Annotated in this window: 13 protein-coding genes; 6 read left to right on the forward strand and 7 right to left on the reverse strand. The window is 68.7% G+C overall.

Annotation, left to right across the window (positions count from 1 at the left end):
• Positions 1-248 precede the first annotated feature (248 nt).
• The 3 genes from DVH23_RS02360 to DVH23_RS02370 are packed head-to-tail and all read right to left on the reverse strand — an operon-like array spanning position 249 to position 2,905.
• The gene (locus tag DVH23_RS02360) at positions 249-1,355 is read right to left on the reverse strand and encodes a glycosyltransferase (protein WP_114575819.1); all 1,107 of its coding nucleotides are present in this window, start codon (positions 1,353-1,355) and stop codon (positions 249-251) included.
• 37 nt (positions 1,356-1,392) lie between these two features.
• Complete coding sequence (locus tag DVH23_RS02365) at positions 1,393-2,427, reverse strand: flippase-like domain-containing protein (protein ID WP_157972305.1); 1,035 nt, start codon at positions 2,425-2,427, stop codon at positions 1,393-1,395.
• 46 nt (positions 2,428-2,473) lie between these two features.
• The gene (locus tag DVH23_RS02370) at positions 2,474-2,905 is read right to left on the reverse strand and encodes a hypothetical protein (RefSeq protein WP_114575896.1); all 432 of its coding nucleotides are present in this window, start codon (positions 2,903-2,905) and stop codon (positions 2,474-2,476) included.
• Between the two features lie 148 nt (positions 2,906-3,053).
• Between DVH23_RS02370 and DVH23_RS02375 the strand changes: the two genes are divergently transcribed.
• Both DVH23_RS02375 and DVH23_RS02380 read left to right on the forward strand, forming a co-directional pair.
• A complete protein-coding gene (locus DVH23_RS02375) occupies positions 3,054-3,803 on the forward strand; it encodes a pirin family protein (protein WP_198667811.1) in 750 nt (249 codons plus the stop codon).
• Positions 3,804-3,956: 153 nt separating this feature from the next.
• A complete protein-coding gene (locus tag DVH23_RS02380) occupies positions 3,957-4,880 on the forward strand; it encodes a glycosyl hydrolase (protein WP_114575821.1) in 924 nt (307 codons plus the stop codon).
• Here the strand turns inward: DVH23_RS02380 and DVH23_RS02385 are convergent, their stop codons facing one another.
• Entirely contained in the window at positions 4,881-5,042 is a 162-nt protein-coding gene (locus DVH23_RS02385; protein WP_114575822.1) for a DUF1059 domain-containing protein, read from the reverse strand.
• A gap of 239 nt (positions 5,043-5,281) precedes the next feature.
• On the opposite strand from DVH23_RS02385, the gene hflX reads away from it, so the two are divergent.
• The gene (gene hflX / locus DVH23_RS02390) at positions 5,282-6,577 is read left to right on the forward strand and encodes a GTPase HflX (RefSeq protein WP_114575823.1); all 1,296 of its coding nucleotides are present in this window, start codon (positions 5,282-5,284) and stop codon (positions 6,575-6,577) included.
• 19 nt (positions 6,578-6,596) lie between these two features.
• On the opposite strand, the gene DVH23_RS02395 is transcribed toward hflX, so the two are convergent.
• Positions 6,597-7,376: an SDR family NAD(P)-dependent oxidoreductase gene (locus DVH23_RS02395; RefSeq protein WP_224926083.1), complete on the reverse strand. Its 780-nt coding sequence runs from the start codon at positions 7,374-7,376 to the stop codon at positions 6,597-6,599.
• A 143-nt stretch (positions 7,377-7,519) separates the two neighbouring features.
• Between DVH23_RS02395 and DVH23_RS02400 the strand changes: the two genes are divergently transcribed.
• Positions 7,520-8,590 carry a phosphotransferase family protein gene (locus DVH23_RS02400; protein ID WP_114575825.1) on the forward strand — a complete coding sequence of 357 codons (1,071 nt, stop codon included), beginning with the start codon at positions 7,520-7,522 and terminating at the stop codon, positions 8,588-8,590.
• A 38-nt stretch (positions 8,591-8,628) separates the two neighbouring features.
• On the forward strand, positions 8,629-9,033 hold the full coding sequence (locus DVH23_RS02405) for a DUF123 domain-containing protein (protein ID WP_114575826.1): 405 nt from the start codon (positions 8,629-8,631) through the stop codon (positions 9,031-9,033).
• A gap of 509 nt (positions 9,034-9,542) precedes the next feature.
• On the opposite strand, the gene gltB is transcribed toward DVH23_RS02405, so the two are convergent.
• Positions 9,543-14,099 carry a glutamate synthase large subunit gene (gene gltB, locus DVH23_RS02415; protein ID WP_114575828.1) on the reverse strand — a complete coding sequence of 1,519 codons (4,557 nt, stop codon included), beginning with the start codon at positions 14,097-14,099 and terminating at the stop codon, positions 9,543-9,545.
• 139 nt (positions 14,100-14,238) lie between these two features.
• Positions 14,239-14,904, reverse strand: coding sequence for a ribonuclease H (locus DVH23_RS02420; RefSeq protein WP_114575829.1), 666 nt, complete (start codon positions 14,902-14,904; stop codon positions 14,239-14,241).
• Positions 14,905-15,209: 305 nt separating this feature from the next.
• On the opposite strand from DVH23_RS02420, the gene DVH23_RS02425 reads away from it, so the two are divergent.
• Positions 15,210-16,982: an ABC transporter substrate-binding protein gene (locus tag DVH23_RS02425; RefSeq protein WP_232833684.1), complete on the forward strand. Its 1,773-nt coding sequence runs from the start codon at positions 15,210-15,212 to the stop codon at positions 16,980-16,982.
• Positions 16,983-17,085 lie beyond the last annotated feature (103 nt).

Here is a 17,085-nt window from a genome sequence, read left to right on the forward strand (position 1 = left end):
GTTTTATAGGGGTTTCCAGCCCCCGCTCGCTCGATCAGGAGGTGACGCAAAGTAGGAGGCCCACGGAGGAGCGATCCGGGGGAAGGAGGCGAGAACGGTGGTGGGGGACCCCCGAGCCGACCATTATTCGGATTCCCGTATCGGGCCCGCTGACTCCGAGGGCCACGACACCGGATCGAAACCTGCAGCGGCGGGAACCGATCGGGCCGGGAACCGACGACGCTCGAGGGACGACTCCCGGTCGAACGCTACACGAGTTCGTCGTAGATCCCGGCGAGCTGTCCGACGGAGTGTTCGACCGAGAGCATCGACCGGCGGCGCACGCAGAGATCGGAGAGACGGTCGCGTTCGGCGAGGGCGCGCCGGATTGCGTACCGGAAGTCCTCGACGTCGCCCCGGCGGTAGCGGTAGCCGGTCTCGCCGCCGATGACGAACTCGGTGAGCGCGCCGGCGTCGACGGCGACGACGGGCGTCCCACAGGCCGTCGCCTCGAGGGCGACCAGGCCCTGGGTCTCGACGGGGCTCGGGAAGACGAAGGCGTCGAGCGCGGAGTAGAACGCGGGGAGCTCCGCCCGGTCGAGAAAGCCAAGGAAGCGAACGTCGGCGTCGGCCTCGCGGGCCCGGGCCTCCCACTCCCCGCGAGCGGGGCCGTCGCCGGCGATTGCGAGGGAGACGCCGGTGCCGGAGACGGCGTCGATCGCCTCCTCGAGGTTCTTCTCGGGGCCGTGGCGGCCGGTGTAGCCGACCAGGGGGGAGTCGGGGAGGTCGTACCGGCTCCGGAGCCTCGAGGGATCGACGGGGCGAAAGAGGTCGGTGTCGATCCCGTTCGAGACGACGCGGGCGTCGACATCGGCGCCCACCGTCTCCAGGAGGTGCCGGCGTGCGAAGGCGGTCGGGACGACGACGCGGTCGGCCCGCTCGAAGAACGCACGCTCGTAGCCCCGACAGACCGAGCGGAGCCCGTCCGAGAACGGCCGCGGCGCGATCCGGTCGGCGCGCTCGCCCAGCAGCGTGTGGTAGGAGGCGACGACCGGCAGCCCCCGCTCGCGGGCAAAGCGGAGGCCCGCGTAGCCGACGGTAAACGGCGTGTGGACGTGGACCAGGTCGGGCGCTGCGAGCCCGTCGGGGACCAGCGGGAGACCGAGTCGGTATCGCGGGAAGAAGGGTGCGCGGACGCTCCGCACGGGGTGTTCGTCCTCCGCGGGCTCGTAGCCCTCGACCCGCGGGTAGACGACCGACATCGGTCCCCTGCGGGCGGACCAGTGTTCGCGCCAGAGCCCGACGGTGGAGGTGACGCCGTTGACCGTCGGCAGGTAGAGATCGGTGAAGGCACCGACGGTCTCCGTGTGGGACATGGGCGCCCTTCGTCGGGTCGGGCCGTAATACGTGGGGTCAGATCGGCCCGCGACGAGGACCCTGGGCGAGGACGACCGTCCCGCCGCCGACGACGAGCGGGAGCCAGTAGGTCCCGCCCCGGTAGAGCAGGGTCGCCGCGGCCGCCGTCGGCGCCGGCACCCCCGCGGCGGCGACCAGCAGGACGATGAGGATCGACTCGACACCGCCGATCCCGCCGGGAACCGGGAGGACGTTCGAAACCGCGGCGATGGGGACGGCAAAGAGGGCGACCGCCGGAGACGTCGCGTGGCCGACCGCGTACAGCGCGAACCACAGCGCTGCCGACAGCGAGAGCCAGCCGAGCGCCGAGTAGCCGAGCCCGAGCGCCAGGCTCGAGCGGTCGTCGGCGACGGACTCGACCTCCCGGACGAAGGTTCGGATCCGGGCCTCGAGGGGCGCCGGCCGGACCGGGCGCACGCCCGGGACGACCCCGCTCATCCGCGTCGAGAGCCCGCCGATGGTCGTCGCGAGGGCGACGGCGGCCCGGTCGCGCCGGCGCCAGCCCGCGACGACGACCGCGATCAGGGCGAGCAGGGCCGAAAAGACCGCGGCCAGGGCGAGTTCGGTCCGCCCGCCGACGACGGCCGTCGTCGTCACGTAGAGGAGTCCGACCCCCGCCAGGGGCACCATCGGCGCGTAGTTCAGGAGATCGGTGCTCGTGACCGCGGCGAACCCGGTCTCGTAGCCCGTCCCAGTCCGCCGCGAGAACAGGAACGCCGCGAACGGCTCCCCCCCGAGGTACGTCGAGGGCGCGACGCTGTTGGCGAAGACGAGGTTGCCGAACAGCAGTCCGGCCTCGACGGGCCCGTGGGCGACCCCGAGGACCGAAAGGACGATCGAGAGCGTGTACGACCAGGCCACGGCCCAGAGGGCCACCGCACAGCAAAGCGCCGCGAGGCCGAGCCGGTCGGCGCCCGCGAGGACCGAGACCGTCGGCTCGAGCCCGACGACCGCAAGGACGACCGAGAGGAGGGCGACGGCGGCGACGAAGCCGCCGACGACCGTCGCCAGTCCGAGGTCGGGGGATGTCACGGCGGCCGATACGACGGTGGGTCGGAAAGTCCTGCGGGTCGACGGCTCACTCGATCGAGAACGCGACGCCGTTGTCGGCGAGCAGCGACCGCATCCGGGAGACGCCGCCAGCGGTGTCCCACCCCTCCGAGACGTAGTGTTTGTAGGGGTGTGTCAGCCAGGAGTACTCGCGGTGGGCGAAGACCTCGACGGTATCGTGCTCGCCCACGAAGAGCGTGACGTGGAGTTGCCAGTCGGCACCGATGGAGGCCCTGTGGACCCAACTGCCGGCCGACCGCCGGCCGTCGGGGTGGGTCTTGAGCGAGGCGATCGGTTCGGGTGTGAACTCCATCGCCCGGAGATCGGCACGGAAGGAGGCGAGATCCCGCCGAACGGTCCCGACGTACTCGGAGGGGTGGGTGATACACTGAGCGAACCCGCCGAGCGGTTCCTTGATCCGGTGGACGGTCGGGAGCACGCGCCGACGGAAGCGGGTCATCCAGGAGAGAGCGGGGTTCGGATCGGCGTTCGTCGACACGGGTTGAGATAGCGATTCGGAGGTCAAATGCGTTGTGGACCCGGCCGCGAGCCCGAACGGGCCCGGCCGTCCCCGGGAGACATATACCCTCCATCCCCTACCCGAAGCAGTGACTCAGTCCACGACCAAGGTCCACACGGCACCGCTGACCGACGTGATCCGGGACCAGGGAGGGTTCCGGACCCACTTCGACTTCCCCGGGCGGAACCTGCCGGGCCACGACGACCACGGCTACGGCCCGCTCGCGACCGTCGTCGAGTCCTCCCTCGATCCGGGCACCCTCATCCCGATGCACCCCCACCGAAACGAGGAGATCATTTCGTGGGTGCCCGCGGGCGTCATGCGCCACGACGACCGCGAGGGCAACGAACTCGACACCGACCCCGACCACCTGCTCGTCATGAACGCCGGCAGCGGCTTCTGGCACGAGGAACGCACCCTCGAGACGGATCCGCCGCTGCGGATGCTCCAGATCTTCGTCCGGCCTCGGGAACTCGACCTCAAGCCCGGACTCCAACACGGTCCGGTTCCCGACCCCACGAGCGGCGAGTGGCGACACCTCTTCGGCCCCGAGGAGTCCGAGGCACCCTTTACCGTCCGCAACGCCGTCGATTTCTACGACGCCCGGCTCGAAGCGGGTACGGAAGCGGAGGTGCCGACGATGGCCGGCCGGGATAGCTATTGCTACGTGTTCGAAGGGGAAGTCGAGGTCGGCGACGCCCGATTGGAGGTGGGCGAGAGCGCCCTGCTCGTCGGCGGCGGGCCGGAACCGGTCCGGGCGACCGAGGAGTCGGTCGTCGTCGCCTTCCTGATCGATCCCGACGCGCCGATCACGCGCCAGGGGACGATCGGTCGGTAGCCCGTCGTAGGTAGCTCGAGGACAGCCGACCGAAAAATCGCCTGGGAATTTCACCGTCGTCTCCACCGCTGTCCTACCGGGTCCACACCGACCGAACGGGACTCGATAATCAGCCCCCACACTTTGAGGAGGACGAGGGTGGTAGGAAGAGACATGACCCTCGTGATCGGAACCGACGACGGCGTGTATCGCGCTTCCGGACCCTCCTTCGACGACGCGACCCGGGAACTTGACTGTGGCCGTGTAATGAAAGTCCGGGAGTTCGCCGGCACCGACGGCGTCTTCGCGTGTTCGAAGGCCGGACTCTACCGCTCGAGTGACCGAGAGTGGACGGATCTGGAGGTCCCCCGCGAGGAGGTCTACTCCGTGCTGGCGAGTCCCGACGGCGAGCGGCTGTACGCCGGGACCCACCCCGCTCACCTCTACGTCAGCGAGAACGAGGGCGAGAGCTGGCGCGAACTCGAGGGCTTTCAGGAACTCCCCTCCCGAGAGGAGTGGTTCACGCCCCGCCACCGGAACGAGGCCCACATCAGGAGTCTGGGCGCCCACCCCGACGCGCCCGACCGGGTCGTCGCCGGCGTCGAGGTCGGCGGCGTCCACGTCAGCGAGGACCGCGGCGAGAATTGGACGGAGCGCCGGGACGGCCTCCAGGACGACGTCCACCACGTCCTCGTTCTGGGTCCCGAGGAGTTCGTCGCCTCGTGTGGCGACGGGCTCTACCGCACCCGCGATGCCGGACAGTCGTGGAATCGACTGGACGGGGCGCTCTCCCACCGGTACTTCCGGGAGGCACTGGTCCACGACGGGCGGCTCTACGCGGCGGCGGCCCGGTCGTCGCCGGGGACCTGGAGTGGGGCGGACGGCGCCGACGGCGCGCTGTTCGTCTCCGAGGACGGAGAGAGCTTTCGGCGGGAGTCGTACCCCGGCGAGCCGGAGGAGGTGATCCTCGCCTGGACGGTCGAAGAGGGGACCGTCGTCGCCGGGACCAACGAGGGGCGGGTGCTCGTCGATACCGATGACGGCTGGGAGGCCGGCGGGAACCTCCCGGCGGGCATCCGGTCGCTGTCCGCGGTCTGATCAGAGTTCGGTGATCGCCTCGCGAATCTCCTCGTCGGCGAGGTCCATGTTCGCGTGCTCCTCGTCGGTGTGATGTCGCATCGCGTCGGCGGCCTCCCGTTCGGTCTCCGCGCGGGTCTCGAACTCGCAGCCGTACTGGACGCACTCGACCTGATAGGCCATGGGACGGGTACGCCGGAGGCGCCCCTATCGCTGGTGCTTGTCAGCGACTGCCAGCTATCCCGGCCGTCCGCGTCGCCGGGACGTGCGAACCGATCTCACACGACCGGAACGGCTTTCCGTCCGCGCATGGACGATCCCGGCAGGCGAATGGAGACCTCGATCCGTTTCTGAGCGGCCCTCGAACCGGAGGAAGCCAGACGGCCAGCGTACCGTTTTCGACCGCCCAGCAACGGACATCCATGCAAGAGACACGAACCGAATCGACCGCCGTCATCGCCGCCAGATCGACCGACCCGCCCGTCGAAACGACCGAGATCGAGGACCTCGCCGCGGCCCGTGGCTACGACGTCGCCGCGGCCGTCACCCAGGCCGGCCCCGAGGACTCGGGTACCTATCTCGGCCGGGGGAAATGCGAGAAACTCGCCGCCGCCGTCGCCGAAACCGGCGCCTCCCTCGTCGTCGCCGACGGCGACCTGACCCCGAGCCAGCACCACGGGTTGCGGGCCGAACTGCCCGATGGAACCGAACTCTTCGATCGCTACCGGCTCGTCCTCGCCATCTTCGAACGGGGCGCCGGCACGCGCCGGGCACGACTCCAGGTCGAACTCGCCCGGCTGCGCTACGAACTCCCGAGAATCGTCGAGTCCGCCGACGAGGGGATGCTCAACAAGCGCACCGAGAAGGGCTCGCCCGTCTACGACGTCCGCGACCGGATCGACCGCCTCGAGGCCAAACTCGACTCGCTTCCCGATCCCGCCGAGGAGTTCCGCCGGCGTCGCCGCGAGGAGGGGTTCGACCTCGTGACGATCGCCGGCTACACCAACGCGGGGAAATCGACGCTGTTGCACCGCCTCGCTGACGATCTCTCGATCGACGAGGCGACCGACGGCGAGCGCGAGGGACCGAACAAGGACGCGACCGCCTCGGCAGCCGATCGACTGTTCGAAACCCTCGAGACGACGACCAGGCGGGCAACGGTAGGGGGTCGGCCGGTCCTCGCAACCGATACCGTAGGATTCGTCTCCGACCTCCCCCACTGGCTCGTCTCGTCGTTCAGCGAGACCCTCTCGGAGGCCGCCGCGGCCGACGCCGTCGTCCTCGTCGCCGACGCCAGCGATCCCCCCGAGGTTTTCCGGGAGAAACTCGAGATCTCTCTCGAGCTCCTCGCCGACCAGGGCGTCGATCGAGAGGACGTGGTCACGGCCTGCAACAAGACCGACCTGCTCCCGGCAGGGGAGCGCGAACGGCGTCTCGCAATCGCCGCCGAACGCGCGCCGGAAGCGGTCGCGACGAGCGCCCGCGAGGGGACGGGCCTCGATCGCCTGCGGTCGGTGGTCGGCGATCGGTTACCGACCGAGGAAGCGCGGCTGGGGATGCCGAACTGCGACGAGGCGATGTCGATCGTCTCGCAGGCCTACGACCGGACGACCGTCGAAAACGTGGCGTACGACGGCGATCGTGTGACGGTCGTCTGCCGGGGTCCGCCGACGGTGATTGAGCGGCTTCGGGCGCGGGCGGACGCTATCGACGGGTGAACGCGTCGTCGACGAACGGTCACTCGTCGAACGTCGCCGAAGTGAACCCGTCGTCTACCGTAACGATCTCCCCGGTCGTGTAGCTGGCCGCGTCGCTCACGAGGTAGAGTGCCGCGCCGACGATCTCCTCCGGTCGGCCCAGCCGGCCGGTCGTCGTTCGCTCTCGGATCGTCTCGAAGCGGGGTTCGCCCTCGGTGTACGTGCCCTCGGTCTGCTCGCTGCGGACGAACCCCGGGCGGATCCCGTTGACCCTGATCTCGGGGCCGAGTTCCTCGGCGGCGACCCGGATCAGCGTGTCGAGCCCGCCCTTCGCGACCGAGTACGCCGCGAGGTTCGGGATCGCCGTCTCCGCCGAGGCCGAGGCGATGTGGAGGATCGACCCCCCGTCCATCTCCCGGGCGAAGAGCTGGGTCGCCCGGCGGGCGCCGGTCAGCTGGACGTCGAAGACCCGCTCCCACTCCTCGTCGGTGACCTCGAGAACGCCCGCACGGGCGATGTAGCTCGGCGCGTAGACCACGACGTCGACTCCGCCGAAAGTCTCGAGGGCGGCCTCCCGGAGTTCGACCAGGTCCTCCCGGACGGTGACGTCACAGGTCCGTTCGATCGTGTCGGCGCCCCGCTCGCGGAGTTCGTCGGCCGTCCGCTCGACGCGGTCGGCGGATCGGGAGGTCGCGACGACGTCGGCGCCCTCCGCGGCGAACCCCAGCGCGATCGCGCGACCGATGCCGCTGGTCGCACCGATCGCGACGACGGTCTGCTCGCTTACGTCGATCGGCGTGTGTGAGTACTCGAGTGGCACGTCCGGCCGGAAGGGTGATCGGGACATAGTTCCACCGTCGCGGCAGAGTGGGAGCGGCGAGGGCATCGAGAGTTCGATCGGTTCATGTGAACGCCGGACACACGCCCCCCGAAGACTATACGAACCGATCCGTATGGCCGGGCATGGCCCATGACGGGTGCGGAATCGACGGGGTGGAGAGGGTTCTCTCGGAGGCGGGGATCGAGGCGACCGGCTTCGACGTGCTCGCCGACGGGATCAACCTGATGGTCGCCGTCTCGACACCCGGAGATCGGTATCTCCTCCGACGACCGAACAAGCTACGGGATACCGATCTCTTCAACGATCTCGAACGGGAGTATCGGCTCCTGAAACGCCTCGAGGCGACCGAAATTCCCGCGCCCGAGCCGGTCGCGTTCCGCGGGGGCGAGGACCCGGTCCTCGTCACGACGTATCTCGAGGGCGAGACCGTTCCCCTGGGATCGGGTCTCCCCGAGGGGTTCCGTACTCCGGAGGGGCGTCGGGCAGTGGCTCGCGACCTGATCGACGTCCTCGCCGACGTTCATCGGCTCGAAACGGAGCCGTTCGAGGACGTCTGCGAGCGCCAGACCCCCCGAACGCAAGTCGAGCACGCGACCACACGGCTCGACCGGGCGACGGCGGTGACGGGCCGGAAGTTCGCCGACCTCCGGACCGTCGGTGACCGGCTCCGGGAGACGGCGCCCGACGAACGGGAGACGACGCTCGTCCACGGCGACTTCAGGCCGGGAAACGTCCTCCTCGACGACCGACGGGGGATCACGGGCGTCATCGACTGGGAGACCGCCATGCTCGGCGACCCGCGGACCGAACTCGGCTACCTCCTCCTTCGGTGGCGCGACGACGGCGATCCGGTTCCCTCCCTCGACGGGATCGACACCCGGTATCCGGACTCCGAGGCGGTTCGGGACCTGCGGGAGTCGAACGAGGCCGGACTCGCGCCGTTTACGGGCAGGGAGGGGAGCCCCGACCGATCCGAACTGATCGCCCGCTACGAGGAGCGGACGGGAATCGCCGTCGAGAACGACCGGTACTACCGAGCCCATGCCGCCTTCATGCTCGCAGCGGTCTGGGCGGACCTCCACCGGTATCGGGTCGAGGCCGGCGAGGACTCCGACCGGGAACCGTACATCGAGTACATGACACGGGTCGCCGAGGGAATCGCCGGCGACGGACGCGGCGGACGCGACGGGTAGCGGGCCCCTTATGCCTCAGCTCCCGATACTCCCGACCGATGGCCCGCGGCACCTACGTCCTCGCGATCGACGTCCCCCCGATCGAGGTCGAGATCGGCGCCGCAGGCGAGTACCGCCTCGAGGGACCCTACGCCTACGTCGGGAGCGCGTTCGGTCCGGGCGGCTTCTCGCGGATCGAGCGCCACCGCGACCTCGCCGCTGGCGAGCGCGAGGTCCGCCACTGGCACGTCGATTACCTGCTCGGCCACCCCGCGAGCGAACTCGCGGCCGTCGCGCGCTTTCCCGGGGCCGACCGCGAGTGTGAACTCGCCGAGAGCCTTCCCGGAGAGCCAGTCGGGGGCGTCGGCGCCTCGGACTGTGACTGTCCGGCCCACCTCCTGTCGGTCCCCGACGTCGGGCGGCTCCGGGAGGCCCTCGAGAGCGAGGGCGGCGTCGTCGGCTGATCGAACGCGCGAACGTTCGAATTCGACCCGGCCGATCCACCGGTAGTACCGCACGTGACACGGTCGTCGATTGTCAGGGCCGCTCGAGGGATCGATGCCGGGGTGGCGGTTCTCGCGTTCCTGCTCGGTCGGATCGGCGGAATACCCCTCTCCGTTCTCGGGCACTGCTCGCCGTCGACACTGGGACCCTCGTCCTCGTCGCCGGCCCATCGGTGATCCGGGAGGCGTTCGGCCGGGACCGACCGGGGACGGCGAGGGCGAAACGGCTGACTGGTGGCTCGCGAACCTCGAGCGCAGGCTCGAGGACGTCTGGAACCGATGGTCCGACCTCGTTCTCGTGGTCGGGTTGGCGGGACATCGGGTCGTTCGCCCTGCTCGTGAGCTCGCCCGATCCCCACCTGGGGCTGTTGGTGACGGGGTTCATCGGCACGATGGGCGCGATCGTCGTCCCGGCGTTCGCGTTCGAGGACGAATAGAGCGCGGTCCCCGGGACGACGATCGGCGTACGATCAGTCGTCGCTCGCGGCGTAGTCGGGCGCGCGGGCCTCGACGTCGGCCTCGGCGCTGCCGGGGAGGAGCTCGCGGACGTCGTCGCGGCCCTCCTCGCTGATCGCGTCGTGGTAGGCGTCGGGCATCACCTTCACGAACGACTCGAGTTCGGTCTCCCACTCCGCCAGGAGCGCGTCGGCCCGGTCGGAGCCGGTGTAGGCCGCGTGGTTCTCGACGAGACGGCGGAGCATCGCCTCGTCGGTCTCGTCGAGGTCCTCGTGGAGGGTCACCATCCCGGTGTTCGTCCGGTCGGGGAACGTCCCGTCGGGGTCGTAGACGTAGGCGACCCCGCCGCTCATCCCGGCGGCGAAGTTCTTCCCCGTCTCGCCTAAGACGGCGACGACGCCGCCGGTCATGTACTCACAGCCGTGGTCGCCGACGCCCTCGACGACCGCCTTCGCGCCGGAGTTTCGCACGGCAAAGCGCTCGCCGGCGACGCCGTTGACGTAACACTCGCCGTCGGTCGCGCCGTAAAGGGCGACGTTGCCGATCGCCATGTTCTCCGCGGCCTCGTAGGCGGCCCTGTCGGGCGTCCGGACGGCGAGTTTTCCGCCCGAGAGCCCTTTGCCGACGTAGTCGTTGGCGCCGCCGGTCAGCCGCATCGAGATCCCGCTGGCGAGGAACGCGCCGAAGCTCTGGCCGGCGGTTCCCTCGAGGTCGACCGTCAGGGTCCCCTCGGGGAGCCCGGACTCGCCGTAGCGGTCGGTCACCCGGTTCGAGACCATCGCGCCGATCGTCCGATCGACGTTGGTGACCTCCGCCGAGAGCGTCACCGGCTCGTGGTCCTCGATCGCCGCCTCGGCCTCCTCGATCAGACGCCGGTCGAGTTTGTCGCCGAGTTCGTGGTCCTGTTCGCTGATCTTCGTGCGGACCTCGCCCGCGGGTTCGGCGAGCACCGCCGAGAGATCGACGTTGCGCGCCTTCGGGTGATCGACGTCGGTGCGTTGTTCGAGGACCTCGACCCGGCCGACCATCTCTTCTACACTACTGAACCCGAGTTCGGCCATGATCTCTCGTAGCTCCCCCGCGATGAACGTCATGTAGTTGATGACGTGTTCGGGCTCGCCGGGGAACCGCTTGCGGAGGTCCTCGCGCTGGGTCGCAACGCCGACCGGACAGGTGTTCTTGTGACACTGGCGGGCCATCACACAGCCCGAGGTCACCAGGCTCGCAGTGCCGAAGATGTACTCCTCTGCGCCCAGGAGGGCGGCGACGGCGACGTCCCGACCTGTCTTCAGCCCGCCGTCGGTCGAGACTCGGATCCGGTCGCGCAGGCCGGTCTCACACAGCATCTGGTTTGCCTCCGCGAGGCCGAGCTCCCAGGGCAGGCCCGCGTTCTTGATCGACGTTCGGGGCGAGGCGCCGGTCCCGCCCGAATCGCCGGAGATGTGGACGACGTCGGCGTTGGCCTTTGCGACCCCCGCCGCGATCGTTCCGATGCCGGCCTCGCTCACGAGTTTGACGTTGATGTCGGCCTCTTCGTTCGCCGTCTTCAGGTCGTGTATCAGCTGTTTCAGGTCCTCGATCGAGTAGATGTCGTGGAGCGGCGGCGGCGAGATCAGCCCGACCCCCGGCGTGGACTTCCGGACGTGCGCGATCATCTCGTTGACCTTCGAGCCCGGCAGGTGGCCGCCCTCGCCGGGCTTGCTCCCTTGGGCCATCTTTATCTGGAGCTCGTCGGCGCTCGAGAGATACGTCGAGGTGACACCGAAGCGGCCGGAGGCGACCTGCTTGACGTTGCACTCGCGTTCGGTGCCGAAGCGTTCGGGGGGCTCGCCGCCCTCGCCGGAGTTCGACTTCGCGCCGATCCGGTTCATCGCGATCGAGTTGTTCTCGTGGGCCTCCGGCGAGAGGCTCCCGAGGCTCATCGCGGCCGTCGAGAAGCGCCGGACGATCTCCTCGACGGGCTCGACGTCCTCTATCGGGATCGACTCGCGATCGGAGTCGAACTCGAGCAATCCCCGGAGGGTCTGGAGCTCCTCATTCTGGTCGTTGATCATCTCGGCGAACTCGCCGTAGCGCTCGGCGTCGTTCGCTCGTACCGACTGCTGGAGCGCGCCCACGGTTTGGGGATTCCACTGGTGGAAGATTCCCCCCGAGCGGAACTCGTACTCGCCCTGTCGGTCGAGGGTGGTCTCCTCGCCGTCGTCGTGAAAGCCCCGCTCGTGGCGTTCGACGACGTCGCGCTCGATCTCCGCGAGACCGATGCCCTCGGTCCGGTTCTCGGTCCCCTCGAAGTATTCGGCGACGAGATCGCTATCGAGGCCGACGGCCTCGAAGATCTGGGCGCCCTGGTAGCTCTCGACCGTCGAGATCCCCATCTTCGCCATCGTCTTCAGGAGGCCGTCCTCGAGGGCGGTAATGTACGCCGAGATCGCCTCGTCGGCGTCGGCGCCGTCGGGGCCAGCGGTCATGTCCTCGATCGTCTGGAAGGCGAGGTAGGGGTTGACGGCGCCGGCGCCGTAGCCCACGAGCGTCGCGAGGTGGTGGACCGCACGCGGGTCCGCCGACTCGACAACGAGGCCGACGTGGTTGCGAAGCCCGTTGCGAACGAGGTGGTGGTGGACCGCCCCCGTCGCCAGCAGGCTCGGGACCGCGAGCCGGTCGGGATCGGTCGCGCGGTCCGAGAGGATCAACACCTCGGCGCCGGACTCGATCGCCTCGACGACGTCCTCGCGGATTCGCTCGATCGCGGCTTCGAGGGCCTCCCCGTCGGCCTCGTCGGGACGCTCGTAGGTGATGTCGACCGTCCGGGCCGTAACGTCTCGCTCCTCGTTCTCCCGGATAGCCTCGAGTTCGGCGTCGGTCAGCACCGGCGAGTCGACGACGAGCTGGCGGGCGTGTGCCGGCGATTCCGAGAGGAGGTTCCGCTGGTGGCCCAGCCGGCTCTCCAGCGAGGTGACCAGTTCCTCGCGGATGTAGTCCAGCGGCGGGTTCGTCACCTGGGCGAACAGCTGCTTGAAGTAGGTAAACAGCGGACGGTTGAAGGGGGTCAACACCGAGAGCGGGGTGTCGTCGCCCATCGACCCCACCGGGTCCTTGCCCTTCTGGGCCATCGGTTCGATCAGGTTCTCGAGTTCGTCGTGGGTGTAGCCGAACGCGGCCTGGTGGTCCCGGAGTCCCGAGACGGGCGCCTGGGTCGTCGGGTCCGCGGTCGTCGTGATCTCGGGGAGAAGAAGCTGGTTCTCTTCGACCCACTCGCCGTAGCGGTCGTCGGTGAGGCCCTCGAAGACCTCCTCATCGGGGATGACGCGCCCTTCCTCGGGGTCGGCGAGGAAGAGCTGGCCGGGCTGGAGCCGGCCGCGTTCGGCGATCTTCTCGGGCGGGGTTTCGACCGCACCCGCTTCGCTCGCCATCACGAGCCGGTCGTCGGTCGTGACGTCGTACCGGCAGGGTCGCAGGCCGTTGCGGTCGAGGACGGCGCCGACGCGCTCGCCGTCGGTGGCGGCGACGAGGGCGGGCCCGTCCCAGGGCTCGATCAGCGAGGCGTGGAAATCGTACCAGTCCCTGCGAGCCTCGTCCATCGTCTCGTCGCCCCGCCAGGCCTCGGGGACGAGCATTCGGAGGGCGTGAGCGAGGTCCCGGCCGTCGGCCATGAGGAGCTCGAGGGCGTTGTCGACGCTCGCGGTGTCCGATTGGTCGGGGTCGTCGATGATCGGCTTGACCGCCTCGAGATCCTCCAACACCTCGCTCTCGATGTCGGTCTCGCGGGCGCGCATCCAGTTGATGTTGCCCTGGATCGTGTTGAACTCGCCGTTGTGGACGATGTTGCGGTAGGGATGGGCGAGGTGCCAGGCGCCGAGCGTGTTCGTCGAGAACCGCTCGTGGACCATCACGAAGTTCGACGCGACGCGCTCGTCGGTCAGGTCGGGGTAGTACGAGGGGACCTGGACGCCCTTCAGCAGTCCCTTGTAGACGACCGTGTCGGCGTCGAGCGAGCAGACGTAGAAGCGTTCCTTCCCCTCGATGTCGGCCGCTTCGACCGCGTTCTCGACGGCCCGGCGGGCGACGTAGAGCCGGCGGTCGAAGCTCTCGCCGGAGACGTCGTCCGTGGGCGCGACGAACGCCTGCCACACGTCGGGCTCGGAGTCGAGGGCCGTCTCGCCGAGCCCGTCGTTGTCCGTCGGGACGTCCCGCCAGGCCGCGACCTCGAGGTCGTAGTCGGCCAGCGCGTCCTCGACGAGCGCGACCAGTTCCTCGCGAGCCTCGTCGTCCCGAGGAAAGAACACGGAGCCGGCGGCGTAGCTCTCGGGCAGGTCGCAATCGAGAACCTCCCGGAAGAAGGCGTCGGGCGTCTGGAGCATGACGCCGGCGCCATCGCCCGTGTTCTTTTCTGCGCCGGTCGTGCCGCGATGCTCTAGGTTCGTGAGAAGCTCGAGTCCGTCGGCGACGACGTCGTGGCCCGATCCCCCCTCGAGGTCCATGACGACGCCGACGCCGCAGTTCGACCGTTCGTCCGCCGGGCTCGCGAGGCCCCGCGGACTGCCGGTGGAATCCACTCCCGATGGCTGTTGCATGCCACCTACTGAACGGACACTGCATAAGAGGTTATCCCATAATGGCTAAGTGTATTATAAACGCATACAAGGAGATAATAGGACTTCGTATATCGGGCGTTCGTCCATCGAATCCCGGCTCTCGGAAAACGATCGCCGGTCAGTCGGAGGCACGTCCCGATCCGCCAGAACGTCCGCGGTTGGCCCGCGAGGGCGGAGGGATCTCGCCGTCGGCGCCGTCCGCGCTCGCCGGCGAAGAACGGGGCAGTTCCGGGAGCACGCACCGGTCGGGCGTGCGGTTGACGTGTTCGTACCGGCCGGGCGCGTTCGCGAGGGGATGAGCGGGGTTGCGGTCGCTCTCGATCCGGGCGGCTCTGGCCTCGGCGAAGCCGGTGAGCCGGGCCCGGATCCCCCGCCAGTGGTTCGCGCTCGCGGGCGGTACGTCCACCGGATGCGGGGACCGCCCGTCGGGGTGGTCGGCGGCGAGGACGGCGCCGTTGACGTTGCTCGCGAGCGCGTCGTGGTCGACGAGGACGCCGACCCGCGCCTCGGGCGGCGCGCGGGCGGCCAGCACGTCGAGGCCCAGGTGGAGCGCCCGGTACTCGGCGACGTTGTTGTCGGGAGGGGTGTCGGTCGTCGAGAGGCGCGCGACCCGGGTCCCGTCGCGCGTTTCGATCACGGCACCGAGCCCGCCGCCGGCCTCCCGGAAGGAGCCGTCGGTCGCGACGTAGAAGTCACGGTGGTGGGTTCGGGGCGGGTGGGCGATGTGGGGCGTCGGCGACTCGTCGAACAGGTCCCGCAGCGCAGGGCGGCCGTGGGCGGCCATACCAAACGGTAGGCAATCCAGCGGTTTAACTGTACTGCCGGCTCGCGTGACGTGCGGGCGAAAACCGGGATACGGGCCGACCGCTCCCGGTGGATCGATTCTGCTTTCGATCCGCGCGCGCGCCGGCTCGGCCCCCGGCTGTCGCCGCCTCGCGGACCGATCCGAAGGAAGTGGACGAACGGCCGTTTCCTCGGCCGCCCATATCTGTACATTAGTGGATGAATTTCCTCAATTCTTCGTGGGAATAGATATACGTCTACTGAACGAGGGCAATTTATAAATAATGCCCAGTCCACCTACGGGGTATGTCAGATGGGAACGAACTGACGGTAGACCGCAGAACGCTCCTCCGGATGACGGGGACGACGTCGACCACCGCAGCTCTCGCGGCGCTTGCGGGCTGTATGGGCGACGACGGGGGGAACGGAAACGGCAATGGAAACGGGAACGGGAATGGAAACGGGAACGGAAACGGGAACGGAAACGGCAATGGGAACGGAAACGGGAACGACGACAACGAAACCGGGAGCGGTAACGGAAATGGGAACGGGAACGGCAACGAAAGCGAGGGCGACGGTAACGAAAGCGGCAACGGCGGAAGCGGTTTGAACGAGATCACGATCACACTCTCGCAGTTCCCGGACACGATCGACCCGCTCGATCACATCACCGGGGACTACTTCGACGTGTTCGATCACATCTACGAGCCGCTGTTCGACTTCGAGCCCGGGGAGGGGATCTTCCCGAGAGTCGTCGAGGAACAGGAGGTCCAGGGGGAGGGGACGACCCATCTGATGTTGCGCGACGACGTCGTCTTCCACAACGGCGACGACCTCACGGCCGAGGACGTCGCCTGGACGATCAACCGGACGCTCGACCCGGAGATCGGCGTGGAGAGCCCGATCGGCACCTTCGGCCTCGGCTCGATCGAGAGCGCGGAGGCGGTCGACGACCTGACGGTCGCGGTCAACTACGGCGCCGCACCCGGCCTCGCGGAGTTCGAGTACGGCAACTACGGCCGGGCGATGAACGAGCAGTGGGCGATCGACAACTACGACGCCGAGAACTCGGCCATCTCCGGATCCGACCCGGAGGCGTTCAACGGGACCGGACCCTACGAGGTCGTCGACTTCACGTCCGGCGAGGAGGTCGTCCTCGAGGCGTTCGACGACTACTGGGGCGAGCAGCCGCCCTTCGAGACGGTCACGTTCCGGGCCAACAGCGAATCCAGCGGCCGTGCTGCAGCCCTCGAGGCCGGCGAGACCGACCTCACGATCAACATCCTCCCCGAGGACGTCGGGACGATCCAGGACGCCGAGGGCGTCGAGGTGCGGAACGTGACGAGCTTCCGGACGGTGTTCTGTCCGATGAAGAACACCGTCGAGCCCTACGACAGCCAGGAGTTCCGCCAGGCGATGAACTACGCCGTCGACAACGCGGGCATCGTCGAGAACGTGCTCAGCGGGTTCGGCGAGCCGGTCGGACAGCCGGTCGCACCCGCGATAAACGGCTACAACTCCGATATCGAACCGTACGAACAGGACGTCGGACAGGCCGAGAGCCTCGTCGAGGAGAGCGGCTACGGCGGCATGGAGATCACGCTGACCGCCCCGCAGGGCCGATATCTCAACGACGCCCAGGTCGCCGAGACGGCGGCCGACCAGATCGATCAGCTCGGCAACGTCAGCTGCGAGGCGAACATCGTCGAGTTCCCGGTCGTCTCCGACGAGAACAACGCCGGCGTCGAGCCCAACAACATCGAACACCCCTTCTACATGATCGGATGGGGAACGATCACCGGTGACGCCGACTACGGGACCCAGGGGTTCTTCACGATCCCGGACAACCCGAGCAGGACGTTCGAGGACGAGGAGCTCAGCGACGCGATCATCGAGAGCCAGCAGATGGAAGACCCCGAGGAACGGACCCAGCAGCTCCAGGAAGTGATGCAACTGGCCCACGAGAAGGCGCCGTGGCTGTTCCTCCACGTCCAGGAGAGCATCTACGGGGTCAACGAGGCCATCCAGTGGGAGCCCCGTCCCGACGAGGTCGTCTACGTCTGGGGCATGGACGCCTGACAGTGAGGCGGCCCCACGATCGGCCACGCGACCTCGGCGGGCGGACGCGAACCCGACTACGGGAAACGAAAACGTCATGATAGTCGTTACACGATTTTGGGAT

Origin of the sequence: Saliphagus sp. LR7 (genome assembly GCF_003344565.1) — an archaeon.
Classification (GTDB): domain Archaea; phylum Halobacteriota; class Halobacteria; order Halobacteriales; family Natrialbaceae; genus Saliphagus; species Saliphagus infecundisoli.

What these genes read in the sequence shown, in the direction of transcription:
- DVH23_RS02360 (WP_114575819.1), bottom strand. Translation starts at nt 1,355, where the DNA reads ATGTCCCACACGGAGACCGTCGGTGCCTTCACCGATCTCTACCTGCCG.
- DVH23_RS02370 (WP_114575896.1), bottom strand. Translation starts at nt 2,905, where the DNA reads ATGACCCGCTTCCGTCGGCGCGTGCTCCCGACCGTCCACCGGATCAAG.
- DVH23_RS02380 (WP_114575821.1), top strand. Translation starts at nt 3,957, where the DNA reads ATGACCCTCGTGATCGGAACCGACGACGGCGTGTATCGCGCTTCCGGA.
- DVH23_RS02385 (WP_114575822.1), bottom strand. Translation starts at nt 5,042, where the DNA reads ATGGCCTATCAGGTCGAGTGCGTCCAGTACGGCTGCGAGTTCGAGACC.
- hflX (WP_114575823.1), top strand. Translation starts at nt 5,282, where the DNA reads ATGCAAGAGACACGAACCGAATCGACCGCCGTCATCGCCGCCAGATCG.
- DVH23_RS02400 (WP_114575825.1), top strand. Translation starts at nt 7,520, where the DNA reads ATGGCCCATGACGGGTGCGGAATCGACGGGGTGGAGAGGGTTCTCTCG.
- DVH23_RS02405 (WP_114575826.1), top strand. Translation starts at nt 8,629, where the DNA reads ATGGCCCGCGGCACCTACGTCCTCGCGATCGACGTCCCCCCGATCGAG.
- gltB (WP_114575828.1), bottom strand. Translation starts at nt 14,099, where the DNA reads ATGCAACAGCCATCGGGAGTGGATTCCACCGGCAGTCCGCGGGGCCTC.
- DVH23_RS02420 (WP_114575829.1), bottom strand. Translation starts at nt 14,904, where the DNA reads ATGGCCGCCCACGGCCGCCCTGCGCTGCGGGACCTGTTCGACGAGTCG.
- DVH23_RS02425 (WP_232833684.1), top strand. Translation starts at nt 15,210, where the DNA reads ATGTCAGATGGGAACGAACTGACGGTAGACCGCAGAACGCTCCTCCGG.